The sequence below is a fragment of the Streptomyces sp. NPDC101178 genome, assembly GCF_044767965.1.
Classification (GTDB): Bacteria; Actinomycetota; Actinomycetes; order Streptomycetales; family Streptomycetaceae; genus Streptomyces.
In genome coordinates this window covers 407256-423258 of sequence record NZ_JBIWOZ010000006.1, presented here as the reverse complement: position 1 = coordinate 423258, position 16003 = coordinate 407256, and the positions used below count along the sequence as shown (strand labels likewise).

Genomic DNA, 16003 nt, shown 5'->3' with positions numbered 1-16003 from the left:
TGGCAGTCGGTGGCAGAGGGGCGTGTGTGACGTGACGGAACAGAGCGAGTGGCGGTTCTCCGACGACCGGGGGCAGCTGTCGACGGCGGTCCGGCGGCCCGAGCGGGTGCTCGCCTATGTCCAGGCCGGAGCGACGCTGTGGGGCCTCGGGATCCGGCCGCAGGCGATCTTCGGCTCCGACCATGACGGCCCCGAGCCCGACCGCGCCAAGACCGGGACGCTTCCGCTGGACGAGGTGGCGTACGCCGGCGCGGGCAGCGGGCTGGACGTGGAGCGGCTGCTGAGCGGCCGGCCCGATCTGGTGGTCGCGGTGAGCTACGGCAACGGCCATGTGTACGGGCTGGCGCCGGAGACCGCCAAGCCGCTGGAGGAGCGGGTCCCGGTCGTCGTCATCGATGTGAGCCAGGCCCGTACGTTCGCGGAGATCGGCGACCGGTTCGCCGAGCTGGCCCGCTCGCTCGGGGCCGAGTCGCCCGCGGAGGCGGACGCCGATCTGGACGCCGCCCGGGAGCGGCTGCGGACGATCGCCGCCGCGGGCGGGGCCGACGGGCCGCGCGTGGTCGCCCTCTCCCCGGCCGGCCCCGACCAGGCCCATGTCGCGCGCCCCAGGATGTGGCCCGAACTACGCGTCCTCACCGACCTCGGCGTCCGCCTGGTGGAGCCGGCGCCGGGCCCCGGCGCCAACTGGTCCACGCTCGGCCGGGCGGACACCCTCGCGCTCCGCCCGGACGTGATCCTCACCGACATCCGCGCCCACGCCGCCCCGCTCGACGAGCTGGGCCCGGACGGCGGGGAGCCGGTCGTGCCGTGGAACCCGGAGCCGCTGTACGGCCCCCGCGACCACGCCCGCTTCCTCGGCCTGGTCGCGGACGCGCTGGAGGGGTAGGCGACGGGCGCGTCGGAGGGGTGAGGCGTCTTTGGGGGCGGCGCCTGCTCCGTCGGGACCAGGCCTACTCCGTCGGGACCAGCCCGTCGGCCACGAGCCCGGCGAGGACCGCCTCGCCGAGCGCGTGCACGGCGGACTGGGGGCGGACCATCACGGTGAACTCCTTGATCCGCCCGTCCTCGGCGAGGTGGACCAGGTCGATGCCGTGGATCTCCTTGCCGTTCACGGTCGCCCGGAAGAGCAGGACCGCCGCCGGAGCCTCGGACCCGTCCACGCCGGTCTCCGCCGTGCCGGCGAACTCTCCGATGTACCGGAAGTCCTCGAAGGTGCGCAGCAGCACCCCGAAGAGGCCCAGCACCATCGGCCGGCCCTCGAACGGCGTGAACTTCACCGGGCTGTAAAGCCGGATGTCCTCGGTGAAGAGGCCGTCCAGGGCGCTGAGGTCGCGGGTGTCGACGGCGGCGCGGAAGCGGTCCACTGCGGTGGTCATGGCGTCTCCTCGAAGGGCGGTAGTCAAGAAAGTGACTACTCATGAATATGACTAGTCACTTTCTTGACTATCATGAGCCGTGTGCTCCTGGACAGGGGTGCGGGGGAGTGGGTGGGGAGAGGGAGGCGGCCCGATGGCCTTGCGTCATGCCGTACTGGCGGCGCTGCTCGACGAGGAGCTGAGCGGATACCAGCTGGCCAAGGCGTTCGGCATGGGCGTCGCGAACTTCTGGCACGCGCTGCCGCAGCAGCTGTACGCCGAGCTCGCCAAGCTGGAGAAGGAGGGACTGGTGGCCGGGCGCGAGGTCGTGCAGGACGCGCGGCCCAACAAGCGCCTGTTCCGGGTCACCGACGACGGCCTCGCCGAGCTGGAGCGGTTCGCGGCGGTCGCCGCCAAACCGTCGTTCATCCGGGACGACCTGCTGGTCAAGGTCCAGGCGGCGGACCATCTCGACGCCGCCGAGCTGATCGCGCGGCTCACCGAACGGGCGGAGTTCGCCGAGGCCAGGGCCGCACAGTTCGAGGCGCTGCTGAAGGGGATGCGCGGTGAGCGGCCGGAGGAGGAGTTCCTGCGGTACGGGGAGCGGATCGGGCCCTATCTGACGTGCCGGCGCGGGCTCGCCTTCGAGCGGGCCAACCGGGACTGGTGCCGGGAGGTCATCGACGTCCTGCGGGTGCGGTCGACCGTCTGACGGCATGGCACAACTCTCCAAAAAATATTCTGCAAAAATACTTTGGGAAAGTGGCCGGGCCGCTCTACGCTGCTGCCATGACCAGCGAACCGACCCGCCGCGTCCTCGATCCCGAACGCGACGGAGCCGCCTTCAAAGCCCTCACCCACCCGCTGCGGATCGAGCTGCTCGGCCTGCTCCGGCAGCACGGTCCGGCCACCGCCAGCGAGCTGGCCGCGCGGACGGGCGAGTCCTCGGCCTCCACCAGCTACCACCTGCGGGTCCTCGCGAAGTACGCGTTCGTCGCCGAGGCCGACCACCGCGACAGCCGTGAACGCCGTTGGAAGGCCGTGCACTCCGTCACCTCGTGGAGCAACGAGGCCATGCACCGCGCGCCCGGTGGCCGCGCCGCGCTCAGCGCACTCCGCCGCCGCCAGCTCGCACACCTGGAGCGCTCGCTGGCCCGCCACGAGGCCGACCTGGAGGGCGGCCGGCTCGACAGCGCCTGGCAGGAGCCGTCGGGGCTGAGCGACAGCCTGCCCCGGCTGACCCCGGAGTCGCTGGCCGAGCTGTGGGAGACGCTCGCGGCGAAGACGGCCGAACTGACCGCCCGCGACGCGGACGACCCCCGCGCCGAACAGGTCGTGGTCTTCACGGCCGGGCTCCCGCTGGCGCCGGAGCCCGCCCCCGACGCGGAGGGGAGCGCCTCGTGAGCGGCGGAGCCGAGACGCGGGCTCCCGGCGACGACGCGCCGATACCGCCTCCGCCCGCCCCCACCCGTCCCGGCCTCGACCCGCTGACCGCGCGCCGCCGGTTCGCCACGGTCTCCTTCCTCTTCTGGTTCCCGCTCGGCATGTCCATCGCGACCGGGGTGCTCCTCTACACCGAGCGCGGCATGGGCCTCGCCGCCATCGCGGGCTTCTTCGCCGTGCACTCCCTCACCGCCGCCGCGATGGAGCTGCCCACCGGCGGACTCTCCGACGTCATCGGCCGCCGGGCCGTCCTGGCCACCGCCGGGCTCCTCAACGCCACGGCCTTCACGCTCATCGGCCTGTCCGCGACCGCCTGGGCCATCACGCTCGGCATGGTCCTGATGGGCTGCGCCCGCGCCCTGTCCAGCGGGCCCGCCGAGGCCTGGTACGTCGACACCGTCCACGCCCACGCGGGCCCCGGCGCCGACATCCGTACCGGACTGGCGCGCGGCTCCTCCGCCATGTCCGCCTCCCTCGCCCTCGGCACCCTGCTCGGCGGCGGCCTGCCCTGGCTGCTCGGCCTCGTCCCGCACGCGGGCGAGTGGCTCACCGGCGCGACCGGCGGGCTCGTCATCCCGCTCTCCGTGCCCGCGCTCCTCGGCGTGCTCGTCGAGATCGTCTTCGTGCTCTACGTGGTGAGCGCCCTGCCCGAACCGCCCCGGCCCCGGGCCACCCTGCGCGGAGTCGTCGGCGGGGTGCCCACCGCCATCGGTGCCGGGATCCGGCTCGGCGGCCAGGACGCCGTGATCCGGCGCCTCCTGCTGACCGCGAGCACCAGCGGGGCCGCCCTCGCGGCGGTCGAACTGCTCACCCCGCGCCGGGCCGCCGCCCTCATGGGGACAGCCGAGTCCGGGGCGCTGCTCTTCGCCGGACTCGCCTGCGCCGGGTTCGTGTGCTCCGCCCTCGGCAGCCAACTCGGCCCGCTCGCGGCTCGGCTGACCCGCAGCAGCGGGCGCGCGGTGCTGACGGGCCGCGGAGTGGTGGTGCTCGGCCTCGCGCTGCTCGGCCTCACCACCGGCTCGATGAGCATCCTGGCCACGGTGGTCGCCGTCACCGGCTTCGGGCTGGTCTATCTGGGGCTCGGCGTCGCGGCGCCCAACGCCAACGACCTGCTGCACCGCCGGGTCGACGCCTCGGGCCGGGCCACCGCGCTCTCCGTCCAGTCGCTCGCCCTGCAACTGGTGGCCGCCGGTGCGGGACTGGCCGTCGGTACCCTGCCGCTCGGCCCGCTGCCCTGGCTGCTGGCCGCCGCCGTCGTGCTGGCCGGAGCCCTGCTCTGGGTACGCGGGACCGACGGGTATCCGCAGAAGCCGGCCCCCGCGCCGACCGTTCCGGCCGGATCGGCGCCCGAACGGTGACCGGCCGGTGCCCGATGCCCGCGGTGGCTTCCGTCCCCGGGGCCGGATCGGGCTGAATGGGGGCGGAGGACCTGAGGACACCCACGCCACACCAGCTGAGGAGATCCACCCCGATGCCCGACCACACCGACCTGCTGGTCGTCGGCGAATGCGTCGCCGACATCGTCCGGCTGCCGGACCAGGAAGACAGGGTCCACCCCGGCGGCAGCCCCGCCAACGTCGCCTACGGCCTGGCCCGCCTCGGCCACCCCGCCACGCTCCTCACCCAGCTCGGCCCCGACCCGAACGGGCGGCTCATCCGGGACCACCTGGCCTCCGCCGGCGTCACCGTCCGGACCGACGGCTCCGCGACCGCCACCCCGTCGGCCGTCGTCACGCTGGACGGAGCCGGGCAGGCCTCGTACGCGTTCGACGTCGCCTGGACCCTCGCACCGGTCACCGTCGAACCCGCACCGGGCCATGTGCACACCGGGTCGATCGGCGCGGTCGTGGAACCGGGGTCGGCCACGGTGCTGGACATCGTGCGCGCCGCCCGGGCCACCGCGACCGTCAGCTACGACCCCAACGTGCGGCCCGCGCTCATGGGCGACCACGCGGCCGCGGTGGCCCGGGTCGAGGAGTGCGTCGCGCTGAGCGACCTGGTCAAGGCCAGTGACGAGGACCTGGAGTGGCTGTATCCGGGCGAGGAGCCGGAGAAGGCCGCCGCGCGCTGGCTGGAGCGCGGGCCCGCCGCCGTCCTCGTGACCCGGGGCGGTGACGGGGCCCTGGCCTTGCTGCCCGGCGGCCGGATCATGGCGGCGGCCGCGCCGGTCGACGTCGTGGACACCGTCGGCGCGGGCGACGCGTTCATGTCGGGGACGCTCCACGCGCTGGCCGCGCACGGTCTCCTCGGCGCCGGCGCGCGGGAGCGGCTGCGCGCCGTGGGCCGGGACACCGTCACCGACGTACTGCGCCACGCGGTCGCCTCCGCCGCCGTCACCGTCTCCCGGGCCGGCGCCAACCCGCCCGATGCGCAGGAGCTCCGGGAGGCGCTCACCCGTGACGGGGCTCAGGGGGCTTCCGGAGGCGCTCGTACGTAACTGACAAGCCGTCATGACCCGTTCGGCCCAGTCGAACGCACCCTCGCCAGGCGTCCCGCCGTTCGTCAACCGTTCGCGGTATGACAACGGGATCGGGGCAGCGGGTGGCGAGCGGACGGGCAGTGGACAGCGGTGCGGGCCGGCGGGAGCGCGCGTTGGCGGGCGGCGCGCGCACGGCGGTGCTGGAGGGTGTGGCGGGCTGGGTGCCGGGCGAGCCGGTCCCCAACGACCTGCTCCCGGCCGGGTGGGGTGTCGACGACGCCTGGGTCCGCCGCCGTACGGGGATCGGCAGCCGGCACCGCGCCGGACCCGGGGTCGCCACCGGTGACCTCGCCTACGTGGCGGCCTCCCGGCTGCTCGCGGACTCCCCGGCGGCGGGCCCGGTCGACGCGGTGGTCCTCGCCACCGCCACCCCCGACCACCTCTGCCCCGGCACCGCGCCCGCCCTCGCCTCCCGGCTCGGGCTCGGCACCGTACCGGCGCTGGACATCGCCGCCGTGTGCAGCGGGTTCGTCTACGGGCTCGCCCTGAGCCACGGCCTGGTCGCCTCCGGGCTGTACGCGCGCATCCTGCTGGTCGGCGCCGACGTCTACTCGACCTGGCTCGACCCGGAGGACCGCTCGGCCGGCGTCGTCTTCGGTGACGGGGCGGGCGCGGCCCTGGTGGCGGCCGGGCGGACCGGTGACCCCGGTGAGCTGCTCGCCTTCGACCTGGGCAGTGACGGCACCGGTCATGACCTGATCACCGTCCCCGGTGGCGGCGCCCGGGCCCGCGCGGACGGGAAACCGCCCGCGCTCTCGGACGCGTACTTCCGGATGCAGGGCCGGACCGTCTACCAGCACGCCGTGGAGCGGATGACCGGCTCGTGCCGGGTGCTCCTGGAGCGGGTGGGCTGGGACCCGGCCCAGGTCGACCACTTCGTCCCGCACCAGGCCAACGCCCGGATCCTGCACGCCGTCGCGGACCGGGTCGGCATCGCGCCGCAGCGGTGCGTCACCCATCTGGAGCGGGTCGGCAACACCGGCGCCGCCTCCATCCCCCTCGCCCTGGCCGACGCGGCGGGCCGAGGAGTGCTCCGGCGCGGGGACCGGGTGCTGCTCACCGCGTTCGGGGGCGGACTGACCTGGGGTTCGGCGGCGCTTCGGTGGCCGGGGACCCCGCAGACCAACTCGACGATTTCTACGGAAGGAACACAGCATGTCGCAGTCCGCTGATCAGGGCCCCGGAGCCGCCACCGGCACCGCCATCGCGGTGACGGGGGTCGGCCTGGTGACACCCGCAGGGGCTGACGAGCACAGCTTCTGGGAAGGCCTGTGCTCCGGGCACTCCACCGCCCGCCGCTGCGAGGAACTGGCCGGTCTCCCGGTCGACTTCGCCTGCCCGGTCGACGCCGTCGACCTGGACGAGGCGGTGGGCGGCCGTTCGGTGTGGCGGATGGCCCGGTTCGTGAAACTGGCCGTCGTCGCGGCCCGGCAGGCCGTCGCCGACGCCGGTCTCGACCCGGCCGTGTGGGACGGCGGCCGGGTCGGCGTGGTGCTCGGCGTCGGCGTCGGAGGCGTCTCCGTCCTGGTGGACAACGCCGCCAAGCTGGCCGCCTCGGGACCGGAGGCGGTCTCGCCGCTGCTCGTCCCGATGATGATCCCCAACGCGGCGGCCGGTGAGGTCGCCATCGCGCTGAAGGCGGGCGGCCCGAGCCTCGCGCCCGCGACCGCCTGCGCCTCCGGGGCCACCGCGATCGCCGTCGCCCGCGATCTGCTGCTCGGCGGCAGCTGTGACGTGGTGGTGGCCGGAGGCGCCGAGTCGGTGCTGACGCCGCTGGTGGTGACCGCGTTCGCGCGGATGGGCGCGCTCTCCACCCGTACCGGCGATCCGGCGGGCGCGTCGCGGCCGTTCGCCGCCGACCGGGACGGCTTCGTGATCGGCGAGGGCGCCGCCATGCTGGTCCTGGAGCGCGAGGAGGCGGCCCGCACCCGGGGCGGCCGGGCCCGCGTGCTGCTCACCGGCGCCGGTTCCAGCACCGACGCCCACCACCCCACCGCCCCGGCCCCCGACGGACGCGGCGCCCAGCGCGCGGTCCAGGCGGCGCTCGACCAGGCGGGCTGGACGCCCGGCGAGGTCGACCACATCAACGCCCACGGCACCTCCACCCCCCTCAACGACGCCATGGAGACCACCCTCATCTCCCGGCTCTTCCCGCACCGCCCGCCCGTCACCGCACCCAAGGGCGTCATCGGGCACACCCTCGCGGCGGCGGGCGCGATCGAGGCGGTCGCCACCATCCTGACGCTGGAACGTTCCCTCATCCCGCCGATCGCCAACCTGGACGCCCTGCCCAACGGCTTCCCGCTCGACTGCGTGGTGAAGGAGCCCCGCCACCGACGGGTCGAGCGCGCGGTGAGCCACTCCTTCGGCTTCGGCGGACACAACGTGGCGCTCGCCTTCCAACGCGCCTGACCCCGCAGGGCCGTTCGGGAACGGCGGGGGGTGTCCTCGCCGTTCCTTGATCGTTACCCTGTCGTGACCGTATCCACGCATGAACCACCCAGTCCCTCCACGAACGATCTGCTCACCCGAGTGCTCTACGGCGACAACTTCCGCCAGGAGCACGGATTCTGGCGACGGCTGCTCACAACAGAACCGTTTCGTCGCTCCGGCGGCGGCACCCCCGACGAACGGCTCGCCCTCTCCTACCACCGGCTCCGCATCCTCAACGACGCACTGGACAGCGGCGCGAGGCTCGCCGCCGACCCCCGCGCCCTGGCCGCGCTGCACGAATGGCTCGGCCCGGTCGACCCGGCGCTGACCACCGTCGCGGGCATCCACTACAACCTCTTCCTCGGCTCGCTCCTCGACCACGACCCGGGCACGCTCCGCGACCTCTCGGACTTCCTGGAGCTGCGGTCCATCGGCACCTTCCTCTGTACGGAGGTGGCGCACGGCAACGACGCGGCGGCCGTCGAGACCACCGCGACGTACGAGCGCGACCGCGACGGCTTCGTCCTGCACACGCCGAACTCCGGCGCCCAGAAGTTCATGCCCAACACCAGCCCCGCGGGCGGCCCCAAGACCGGCGTGGTCGCCGCCCGGCTCCTCGTGGACGGCACCGACCACGGGGTCTTCCTCTTCCTCGCGCCGCTCACCGACGCCGTCAGCGCCCTGCCCGGCGTACGGGTCCGGCGGCTGCCCGCCCGGATGGGCTCCCCGGTCGACCACTGCCTCACCTCCTTCGACCGGTACTTCGTCCCGCGCGATGCGCTGCTCGCCGGGGAGCAGGGGCGGATCGGTGCGGACGGACGGTTCACCAGCGAACTGGCCAACCGCAGAAGGCGGTTCCTCCTCTCCATCGGCCGCGTCACGCCCGGCAAGCTCTCCATGAGCGCCTGCGCCGTCGGCTCCGCCCGGGTCACCCTCGCCCTCGCCATCCGGTACGCGGGGCACCGGCTGGTCTCCGGATCGCGCGGCTCGCGGCGCGTGCCGGTCTACGCGCACCGCACCCACCACGGCCCGCTCGCCGGCGCGATGGCCACCGTCTTCGCGATGAGCCTCCTGCACCGCCGGGCCCTGGACCGCTGGGAGTCCGCGCCGGCCGCCGACCGGGACGAGGCGGAACGCCTGGTCGCCGTCGCCAAGGGGTGGATCACCTGGCAGGCGCGCGGTGTCATCGTCGAGTGCCGGGAGCGGTGCGGGGCGCAGGGGCTGCTGGAGAACAACGGCATGACCGAACTCTTCACCGGCATCGAGGGCGCGATCACCGCCGAGGGCGACAACCTCGCCGTCCACGCCAAGGCCGCCGCCGAGATGCTGTTCAGCGTCACGGTCCGGGACGAGGAGGAGGCGGCGGGCCCCGGCGACCTGGACGACCCGCGCTTCCTGGGCAGGCTGCTCGCGGCGGTGGAGGACAGCTGGTTCGACCGCGCCCGGGAGCGGATCAGCGCCGCTCCGCCCGGCGACCCGCTCGGCCGGTGGAACGCGGCCTCGGGAGCGGCGCTGCGCGGCGTGGAGGCGTACGGCTACCGGCAGGCGGGCGAGGCGTACGAGCAGGCGGCGGCCACCCTGCCGCCGGGCCCGGCCCGCGACCGGCTGACCGAGCTGCACCGCCTCTTCGCGCTCCAGTGGATCGCCCGCAACAGCGGTGACCTGCTGGCGGCCGGACGGCTGACCGCCGAACAGGTGTCCGCGCTGCCCGACGCGGTGGAGCGGCTCATCGCGACCGTGGCCCTCCACGCGCCCGAGCTGGTGGGGGCGTTCGCGCTGCCGGAGCGGCTGATGTCGGACTGGCCGATCGCCGGACCCGGTTACGCGGACGCCTACGACGACCCGGAGGGTTCCTGGCACCGGGGCCGCAGGCCGGGGGGAGCGGCGAGGCGCAAGGCGGCCGGAGCCGGGCGCCGCACGGCGGAGTTCCGGCGGCCCGCCTGCGGCAGCAAGCGGCGGCGGCCGCTGCGCGAGAAGGTGGCGGCGCTCGGCACGCGCGGTGTGCTGCTGGCGTACTGGGGAACCACGTCGGTGCTCTCCCGATGGTTCGAGAAGCCGCAGGTGAGCGTAGACGAATCGGTTCGCCCCAGGGCGTAACCGGAGGATCGTCCTCCAGTTATTTCGGCGGTGGGCCGGTGCGTACCGCCACCCGCCGTAGCGCAGGCGCCGACGGGCTCCCCGCCGATCGCGCCGATGAGCCCCCTGAGTCCCGATGAGAGGAAACACCGTGAAGAGCCAGACCATCCACCCGAAGATCACCGAGGTGCTGACCGAGACGTTCAAGGTGCCCGCGGCCGAAATCCTGCCGGAGTCCACGATGGACAGCCTGGAGATGGACTCCCTGGCGGTCGCCGAGTTCGCCGTCATCATCAAGGAGACCCTCGGGGTCAGCGCCGACTCCGAGAAGCTCTACAAGGACGCCACCCTCGCCGACATCTCCGCGTTCATCGACGCGGCCGTCGGCGGCGAGGCGGCGGGCAGTGCGGTGCCGGTGAGCAACACCCGATGAACCGACCCGCCATCGCCGTCACCGGACTGGGGATGATCACCCCGGCCGGCCACACCACCGACACCACCTGGGACGGGGTCTGCCGCGGCGCGTCCTTCGCGCGCACCGTCCCCGAACTGCACGGCTGCGAAGTCGACTTCGCCTGTACGGTCTCCGGCATCGACCTGGACGGGGCGGTCGGCGGCCGCACCGCCTTCCGCATGGGCCGGTACGTCAAGTTCGCCGTCCTCGCCGCCCGGGAGGCGGTGACCGACGCCGGGCTCGACCCCGCCCACTGGGACGGCGCCCGGGTCGCCGTCGTCGTCGGCACCAGCAGCGGCGGCTCCGCCGGACTGACCGAACAGGCCGTCGCCCTGGAGCGGCGCGGACCCGAGGCCACCTCGCCCTCGGGCATCCTGCTCACCATCCCGAGCATGCCCGCGGCCGAGATCGCCATCCAGATGAAGGCCACCGGTCCGAGCCTGGCCCCGTGCACGGCCTGCTCCTCCGGGGTGACCGCCCTCTCCGTGGCCCGCGACATGCTGGCGCTCGGGCAGTGCGACATCGCGATCGCCGGAGCCACCGAGTCGATCGTCTTCCCGGTCGCCATGACCGGCTTCGCCCGCTCGGGCGCGGCGGCGCTGCGGGACGGTGACGGGGACCCCGCCCGTCTCTGCCGTCCCTTCGCCGCCGACCGGGCCGGGCTCGTCATGGGCGAAGGCGCCGCGATCATGGTCCTGGAACGGGCCGAGGACGCCCGGGCCAGAGGGGCGGCCCCCCGTGCGCTGCTCGCCGGCACCGGCGCCACGACCGACGCCCACCACCCGACCTCCCCGCACCCCTCCGGTGCGGTCGCCGAGGCCGCCGTCGACGCGGCGCTGAGGGACGCGGGCTGGCGCGCCGAGGACGTCGACCACGTCAACGCGCACGGCACCTCGACCCCGCTGAACGACGCGACGGAAGCCGCTCTCATCGGCCGGGCCTACCCGCACCGGCCGCCCGTCACCGCTCCCAAGGGTGTCCTGGGCCACTGCATGGGAGCGGCCGGAGCCATCGAGGCGGGACTGACCGTCCTGACGCTCCAGCACGGCATCGTCCCACCGATCGCCAACCTGGACGCCCCGGACCCCGGGTTCGCCATCGACTGCGTCACCAAGGCACCGCGTGAGGTGCCCGTACGACGGGCCGTCAGCCACTCCTTCGGCTTCGGCGGACAGAACGCGGTGATCGCGCTGCAAGCGCCGTAGAGGTGGGCCGGGCCGGTGCGGCGGGACGATCCCGCGCCGCACCGGCCCGACCGATGAAGCGGTCCCGCACCGGCTCTGAGCTGCGCGAAGACCCGTGATAGCTTGCCGGGGCCAGTCGAACCCCAGCGACGGGGTCAGGGAATCCGGTGCGAGACCGGAACTGACGCGCAGCGGTGAGGGGGACGGGCGGGGCCACGGCCACTGGAGCACACGCGCTCCGGGAAGGCGTCCCGCCCGGACGAACCCGAGTCCGAAGACCTGCTGGCACCCGTGCTCCGCACCCGGGGCACGGGACCGTACGACGGGCTCCGCGGCTGGGCCCAGAGACACCGAGGTCCTCCGTGCTGCCCATGGCCACCCCCGCCCCGATACGCACCGCCGCCCTCCTCGCGGCCGGCGCCGTCCTCCTCACCGCCTGCGGCGGAAGTGGAGCCTCCTCCTCCGGTGACGGCGGCGGCAGCGCCGCCAAGGCCGAAGGCTTCCCGCTCACCCTGAAGAACTGCGGGCGCACCGTCACCGTGAAGGCGCCACCGCGGCAGGCCGTCTCGGTGGACCAGGGATCGACGGAGATCCTCCTGTCGCTCGGCCTCGCCGACCGGCTCGCGGCCACCGCCACCTGGAGCGACCCGGTCATGAAGGGCCTGGAGAAGGCCAACGCGGGCGTCGAGCGCATATCGGAGAACCGGCCCTCATCCGAGAAGGTCCTCGACAAGGAGCCCGACTTCCTCTCCGCCTCCTTCGCCTCCACCCTCGCCAAGGGCGGCGTCGCCCCACGCGAACAGTTCGAGAAGCTCGGCGTCCCCACCTACATCTCGCCCGCCGACTGCACCGGCAAGGACAACAGCGGCGGCGGTGACGGAGCCCGTACAGCACCCCTCACCATGGACAGCGTCTACACCGAAGTCCGCGAACTCTCCCAGGTGTTCGGCGTCCCCGAGCGCGGTGACGCCCTGGTGAAGAAGCTCCGGGCGAGGGTGGCGAAGGCCACCGACGGCATCGACGCCTCGGACGCCTCGCTCCTCTACTGGTTCTCCGACTCCAAGGCCCCCTACCTCGCCGGCTGCTGCGGCGCGCCGGGTGTCATCACCAAGGAGCTCGGCGCGAAGAACGTCTTCGACGACACCCACGACGAATGGCCCCAGATCAGCTGGGAGACCGTCGCCGACCGCAACCCCGACGTCCTGGTCATCGGCGACCTGAGCCGCACCATGCAGACGGCCGAGAGCGCCGAGAAGAAGATCGAGTTCCTGGAGTCCAACCCGGTCACCAAGACCATGGACGCCGTCAAGAACCGCCGGTACGTGCTGCTCAGCGGCCAGGCCATGAACCCCACCATCCGGACGGTCGAGGGACTTGAGCGCGTCGCCGCCGGGCTGCGCGCCTTCGGGCTCGCGGGGTGAGCGGCGGGAATCCGACGGTGAAGGCGCGCGGGGTGAGTAGCGGCAGCCCGACGGTGGAGCGGCCCGCTGACGTACGGCGGGTCGGCGTGCCGGTGCAGGCGCTGATCTGGACCGGCGGACTCCTGCTCCTGCTGCTCTCCGTAGCCGTCGCCGTCACGATCGGCCCGGCCAGGATCTCCGTCCCGGACGTCTGGTCCGCCGTCGCCTCCCATCTGGGCTTCGGCGGATCGGAGCTGAGCCCGATCCGGGACGGCATCATCTGGAACCTGCGCATGCCCCGTACCCTGCTCGCCGCCGTGTGCGGGGCCGGGCTCGCGGTGTGCGGCACGGTGATGCAGTCGCTGCTGCGCAACCCGCTCGCCGACCCGTTCGTCCTCGGCGTCTCCTCCGGAGCCTCCACCGGGGCGGTCGTGGTGGTCGTCCTCGGCGTCGGCGGGGGAGCGGTGTCGCTGTCGGCCGGGGCGTTCGTCGGGGCGATCTGCTCGTTCGCGCTGGTTCTGCTGCTCAGCCATACGCTCGGCTCCACCACCGACCGGGTGGTGCTCTCCGGGGTCGCGGCGATGCAGCTCTTCTCCGCCCTGACCTCCTTCGTCGTGATGACCTCCGCCGACGCCGAGCAGACCCGCGGGGTGCTGTTCTGGCTGCTCGGCTCGCTCAGCGGTGTCGGCTGGGGTGAGGTGGCGCTCTGCACCGCCGTTCTCGCCCTCTGCCTGGTGATCTGCCTGGCCCACGCCCGTACGCTCGACGCGTTCGCCTTCGGTCAGGACGCCGCCGCCGCGCTCGGCGTGAACGTCGCCCGCACCCGGATCGCGCTGCTCTGCACCACCGCGCTGCTGACCGCGGCCCTGGTCAGCTCGGCCGGGGCGATCGGCTTCGTCGGCCTGGTCCTCCCGCACGCGGCCCGCGCGCTCACCGGCTCCGGTCACCGCAGGCTCCTGCCGGTCACCGCACTCGCCGGAGCGATCTTCCTGGTCTGGGTCGACACGCTCGCCCGCACGGTCCTCGACCCGCAGGAGGTGCCGGTCGGCGTCGTCACCGCGCTGATCGGTGTTCCCGCCTTCGTCGCCGTCCTGTACCGGACCCGGAGTACGTCATGAGCGCTTCCCCGGGCCTGCGCGCCGAGCGGGTCGGCCGGGAAGCCGGCGGCCGGCTCATCCTCGACGGGGTCGACATCGCCCCGCCGCCCGGCGCCACCGTCGGCCTTCTCGGCCCCAACGGCTCCGGCAAGTCCACGCTCCTGAGGATCCTCGCCGGCCTGCTCGCTCCGGACACCGGCACCGTCACGCTGGACGGCGACCCGCTCGCCGGCCTCGGCCGTCGCACCGTGGCCCGCCGGATCGCCGTCGTCGACCAGCACGCCGTCACCCAGGTCGACCTCAGCGTCCTGGACGTCGTCCGCCTCGGCCGCATCCCGCACCGCCGCGCGTGGTCCGCCCCGGACCGTACCGACGACGAAGCGGTCACCGACGCCCTGCGGCGCACCGGCCTCACCGACCGGGCCGCACAGTCCTGGCACACCCTCTCCGGCGGCGAACGCCAGCGCGTCCAGATCGCCCGGGCGCTCGCCCAGCAGCCCCGCGAACTCCTCCTGGACGAGCCGACGAACCACCTGGACATCCAGCACCAGCTGGAACTGCTCGCCCTGGTCGCCGCGCTGCCCCTCACCAGCGTCATCGCCCTGCACGACCTCAACCTCGCGGCCATGTTCTGCGACCGGATCACCGTGATGAAGGCGGGCCGGGTCATCGCGGGCGGCACCCCGGCCGAGGTCATCACCGAGGAGCTGATCGAGGACGTCTACGGGGTGCGGGCGGTGGTCACCCCGGACGGGCCGGACGGACGGCCTTCGGTACGGTTCCTGCCGCGCCGCTGACCTCTTCCGGCAGGCGCGCACCCCCGGACAGCCCTCCGGGCGGACCCGTTGGCACGGGCCCGCCCGGAGGCCGAGGACATGGGAGCGGCCTTCCGGCCGCCGGAGGGATGTGCCGTCAGCGGCGGCGTCCCCGGCCGAACTCGCCACCGGTGTCCTTGCCGGTGTCCATGTCCTTGCCGTCGCCGTAGTCGATCTTCTCCTTGCGGATCTCGGCGGAGACTTCCTTCTGCTCGGTGACCCGTTCGGTCTCCAGGCGGACCCGCTCCACCGGGACGGCCTCCTTGCGGACCGTGGCGCGCTCCGCGTGCAGGGTGACCTCCACGTCCTGCTCGGCGAAGTCCGTCGTCCCGGTCACCTTCTCACCGGGCCGCAGCGGCTCGCGGACCACCCGCACCTCCTCGTGGGAGACGGGCACGGACCGGGTGACCTCCTCGGTCACCACGTACTTGTGCAGCCTCGCCCGGCCGCTCTCGTACTCCTCCGTGCCGACGTGCAGCTGCTCCTCGGAGCGGATCATCTCCTCCGTGCCGCTCATGTCGGCGGCCCGGGTGCCCGCTCCGGCGCCCGCCAGCGGACGGGAGGTGGCGGACATGTCGGTGTCGCGGTGCTTGCCGGTCCCGGCCGTACCGGCCGCTCCGGCCGTGCCCGCGGCTCCGGCGCCCGTGGTGGTCGCCTTGGCGTTCGGCGGCGTGCCCGTGCCACGGCCCGCTCCCGCCGCACCCGCTCCGGCCGCGCCCATGGCGCCGGTTCCGGCGACGGTCCGGGCGTCGGCACCGGTACCGGTGCCCTTGCCGGTGTCACCGAGGTTGCCGGACTTCCTGGTCAGGCCGTAGTGCCGGTACAGCTCCTCCTCCTCAGCGACGGAAAGGTGGGCGTCCGCGTCGACGCGAGGCGCTTCCTTGACCGTGTCCTTGGAGTGCGAGACGTGCAGGTCGGAGCCCACTCGACGGGCTCCGGCGAGCGGTACGAAGCTCTCCTTCATGCCGAACATGCCGGTCTTGACCGTGACCCAGTCGGGCTTGCCGGTGTCGTCGTCGACGTACACCCGGCCTACGTTGCCGACCTTCTCGCCCTCGTTGTCGTACACGGTCAGACCGTCGAGCTCTCCGGAATCCGTGAAACCGTCAGCGGCTCCCATAACCGAACCCTCCTCGTTGGGCGCGCCCTGTGGGTGGCTCCACCAGATGGAGGCACGTCCGGCTTCCATCGCGCCCCACCCGCCTGGACGCTGCAACCGCCCGGCCACCCGGCCGCAGCCGCTCCGGCGGCCCGCCGGTGCCTGCTG

The 16003-nt window shown here is 73.8% G+C and carries 15 protein-coding genes and 1 riboswitch; of the genes, 13 read left to right on the top strand and 2 right to left on the bottom strand.

From position 1 onward, the window contains the following. Positions 1 to 31 precede the first annotated feature (31 nt). Positions 32 to 886, top strand: a complete 855-nt coding sequence (locus ACIRR8_RS20050; protein ID WP_404066356.1) for an ABC transporter substrate-binding protein — start codon at positions 32 to 34, stop codon at positions 884 to 886. A gap of 64 nt (positions 887 to 950) precedes the next feature. Here ACIRR8_RS20050 and ACIRR8_RS20045 read toward each other — a convergent pair whose 3' ends face one another. After that, positions 951 to 1376, bottom strand: coding sequence for a nuclear transport factor 2 family protein (locus ACIRR8_RS20045; protein WP_404066354.1), 426 nt, complete (start codon positions 1374 to 1376; stop codon positions 951 to 953). A 133-nt stretch (positions 1377 to 1509) separates the two neighbouring features. Here ACIRR8_RS20045 and ACIRR8_RS20040 point away from each other — a divergent pair, with 133 nt between their 5' ends. From ACIRR8_RS20040 to ACIRR8_RS19985, 12 genes are all read left to right on the top strand, one after another. Next, positions 1510 to 2067 carry a PadR family transcriptional regulator gene (locus ACIRR8_RS20040; protein ID WP_404066351.1) on the top strand — a complete coding sequence of 186 codons (558 nt, stop codon included), beginning with the start codon at positions 1510 to 1512 and terminating at the stop codon, positions 2065 to 2067. Positions 2068 to 2144: 77 nt separating this feature from the next. Next, positions 2145 to 2759 (top strand): helix-turn-helix domain-containing protein, encoded by a 615-nt coding sequence (locus ACIRR8_RS20035; RefSeq protein WP_404066348.1) that lies wholly within the window; start codon positions 2145 to 2147, stop codon positions 2757 to 2759. After that, complete coding sequence (locus ACIRR8_RS20030) at positions 2756 to 4156, top strand: MFS transporter (protein ID WP_404066346.1); 1401 nt, start codon at positions 2756 to 2758, stop codon at positions 4154 to 4156. Before ACIRR8_RS20035 ends, ACIRR8_RS20030 begins: the two co-directional genes overlap by 4 nt. A 113-nt stretch (positions 4157 to 4269) precedes the next feature. Beyond that, positions 4270 to 5235 carry a carbohydrate kinase gene (locus ACIRR8_RS20025; protein ID WP_404066343.1) on the top strand — a complete coding sequence of 322 codons (966 nt, stop codon included), beginning with the start codon at positions 4270 to 4272 and terminating at the stop codon, positions 5233 to 5235. An 80-nt stretch (positions 5236 to 5315) separates the two neighbouring features. Continuing rightward, positions 5316 to 6449, top strand: coding sequence for a beta-ketoacyl-ACP synthase 3 (locus ACIRR8_RS20020; protein WP_404066341.1), 1134 nt, complete (start codon positions 5316 to 5318; stop codon positions 6447 to 6449). Further along, complete coding sequence (locus tag ACIRR8_RS20015) at positions 6433 to 7689, top strand: beta-ketoacyl-[acyl-carrier-protein] synthase family protein (protein WP_404066338.1); 1257 nt, start codon at positions 6433 to 6435, stop codon at positions 7687 to 7689. The genes ACIRR8_RS20020 and ACIRR8_RS20015 overlap by 17 nt, the downstream gene beginning before the upstream one ends. A gap of 63 nt (positions 7690 to 7752) precedes the next feature. Next, entirely contained in the window at positions 7753 to 9807 is a 2055-nt protein-coding gene (locus ACIRR8_RS20010; RefSeq protein ID WP_404066336.1) for an acyl-CoA dehydrogenase, read from the top strand. Positions 9808 to 9937: 130 nt separating this feature from the next. Further along, positions 9938 to 10219, top strand: a complete 282-nt coding sequence (locus ACIRR8_RS20005) for an acyl carrier protein (RefSeq protein WP_404066333.1) — start codon at positions 9938 to 9940, stop codon at positions 10217 to 10219. Further along, on the top strand, positions 10216 to 11445 hold the full coding sequence (locus tag ACIRR8_RS20000; protein WP_404066331.1) for a beta-ketoacyl-[acyl-carrier-protein] synthase family protein: 1230 nt from the start codon (positions 10216 to 10218) through the stop codon (positions 11443 to 11445). Before ACIRR8_RS20005 ends, ACIRR8_RS20000 begins: the two co-directional genes overlap by 4 nt. A 95-nt stretch (positions 11446 to 11540) precedes the next feature. Continuing rightward, positions 11541 to 11726: riboswitch (cobalamin riboswitch) on the top strand. Between the two features lie 60 nt (positions 11727 to 11786). After that, positions 11787 to 12845, top strand: a complete 1059-nt coding sequence (locus ACIRR8_RS19995) for an ABC transporter substrate-binding protein (RefSeq protein WP_404066329.1) — start codon at positions 11787 to 11789, stop codon at positions 12843 to 12845. Positions 12846 to 12898: 53 nt separating this feature from the next. Further along, positions 12899 to 13942 carry a FecCD family ABC transporter permease gene (locus tag ACIRR8_RS19990; RefSeq protein WP_404066569.1) on the top strand — a complete coding sequence of 348 codons (1044 nt, stop codon included), beginning with the start codon at positions 12899 to 12901 and terminating at the stop codon, positions 13940 to 13942. Beyond that, positions 13939 to 14718: an ABC transporter ATP-binding protein gene (locus tag ACIRR8_RS19985; RefSeq protein ID WP_404066326.1), complete on the top strand. Its 780-nt coding sequence runs from the start codon at positions 13939 to 13941 to the stop codon at positions 14716 to 14718. The genes ACIRR8_RS19990 and ACIRR8_RS19985 overlap by 4 nt, the downstream gene beginning before the upstream one ends. 115 nt (positions 14719 to 14833) lie before the next feature. Here ACIRR8_RS19985 and ACIRR8_RS19980 read toward each other — a convergent pair whose 3' ends face one another. Next, the gene (locus ACIRR8_RS19980) at positions 14834 to 15856 is read right to left on the bottom strand and encodes a PRC and DUF2382 domain-containing protein (protein ID WP_404066323.1); all 1023 of its coding nucleotides are present in this window, start codon (positions 15854 to 15856) and stop codon (positions 14834 to 14836) included. Between the last annotated feature and the right edge of the window lie 147 nt (positions 15857 to 16003).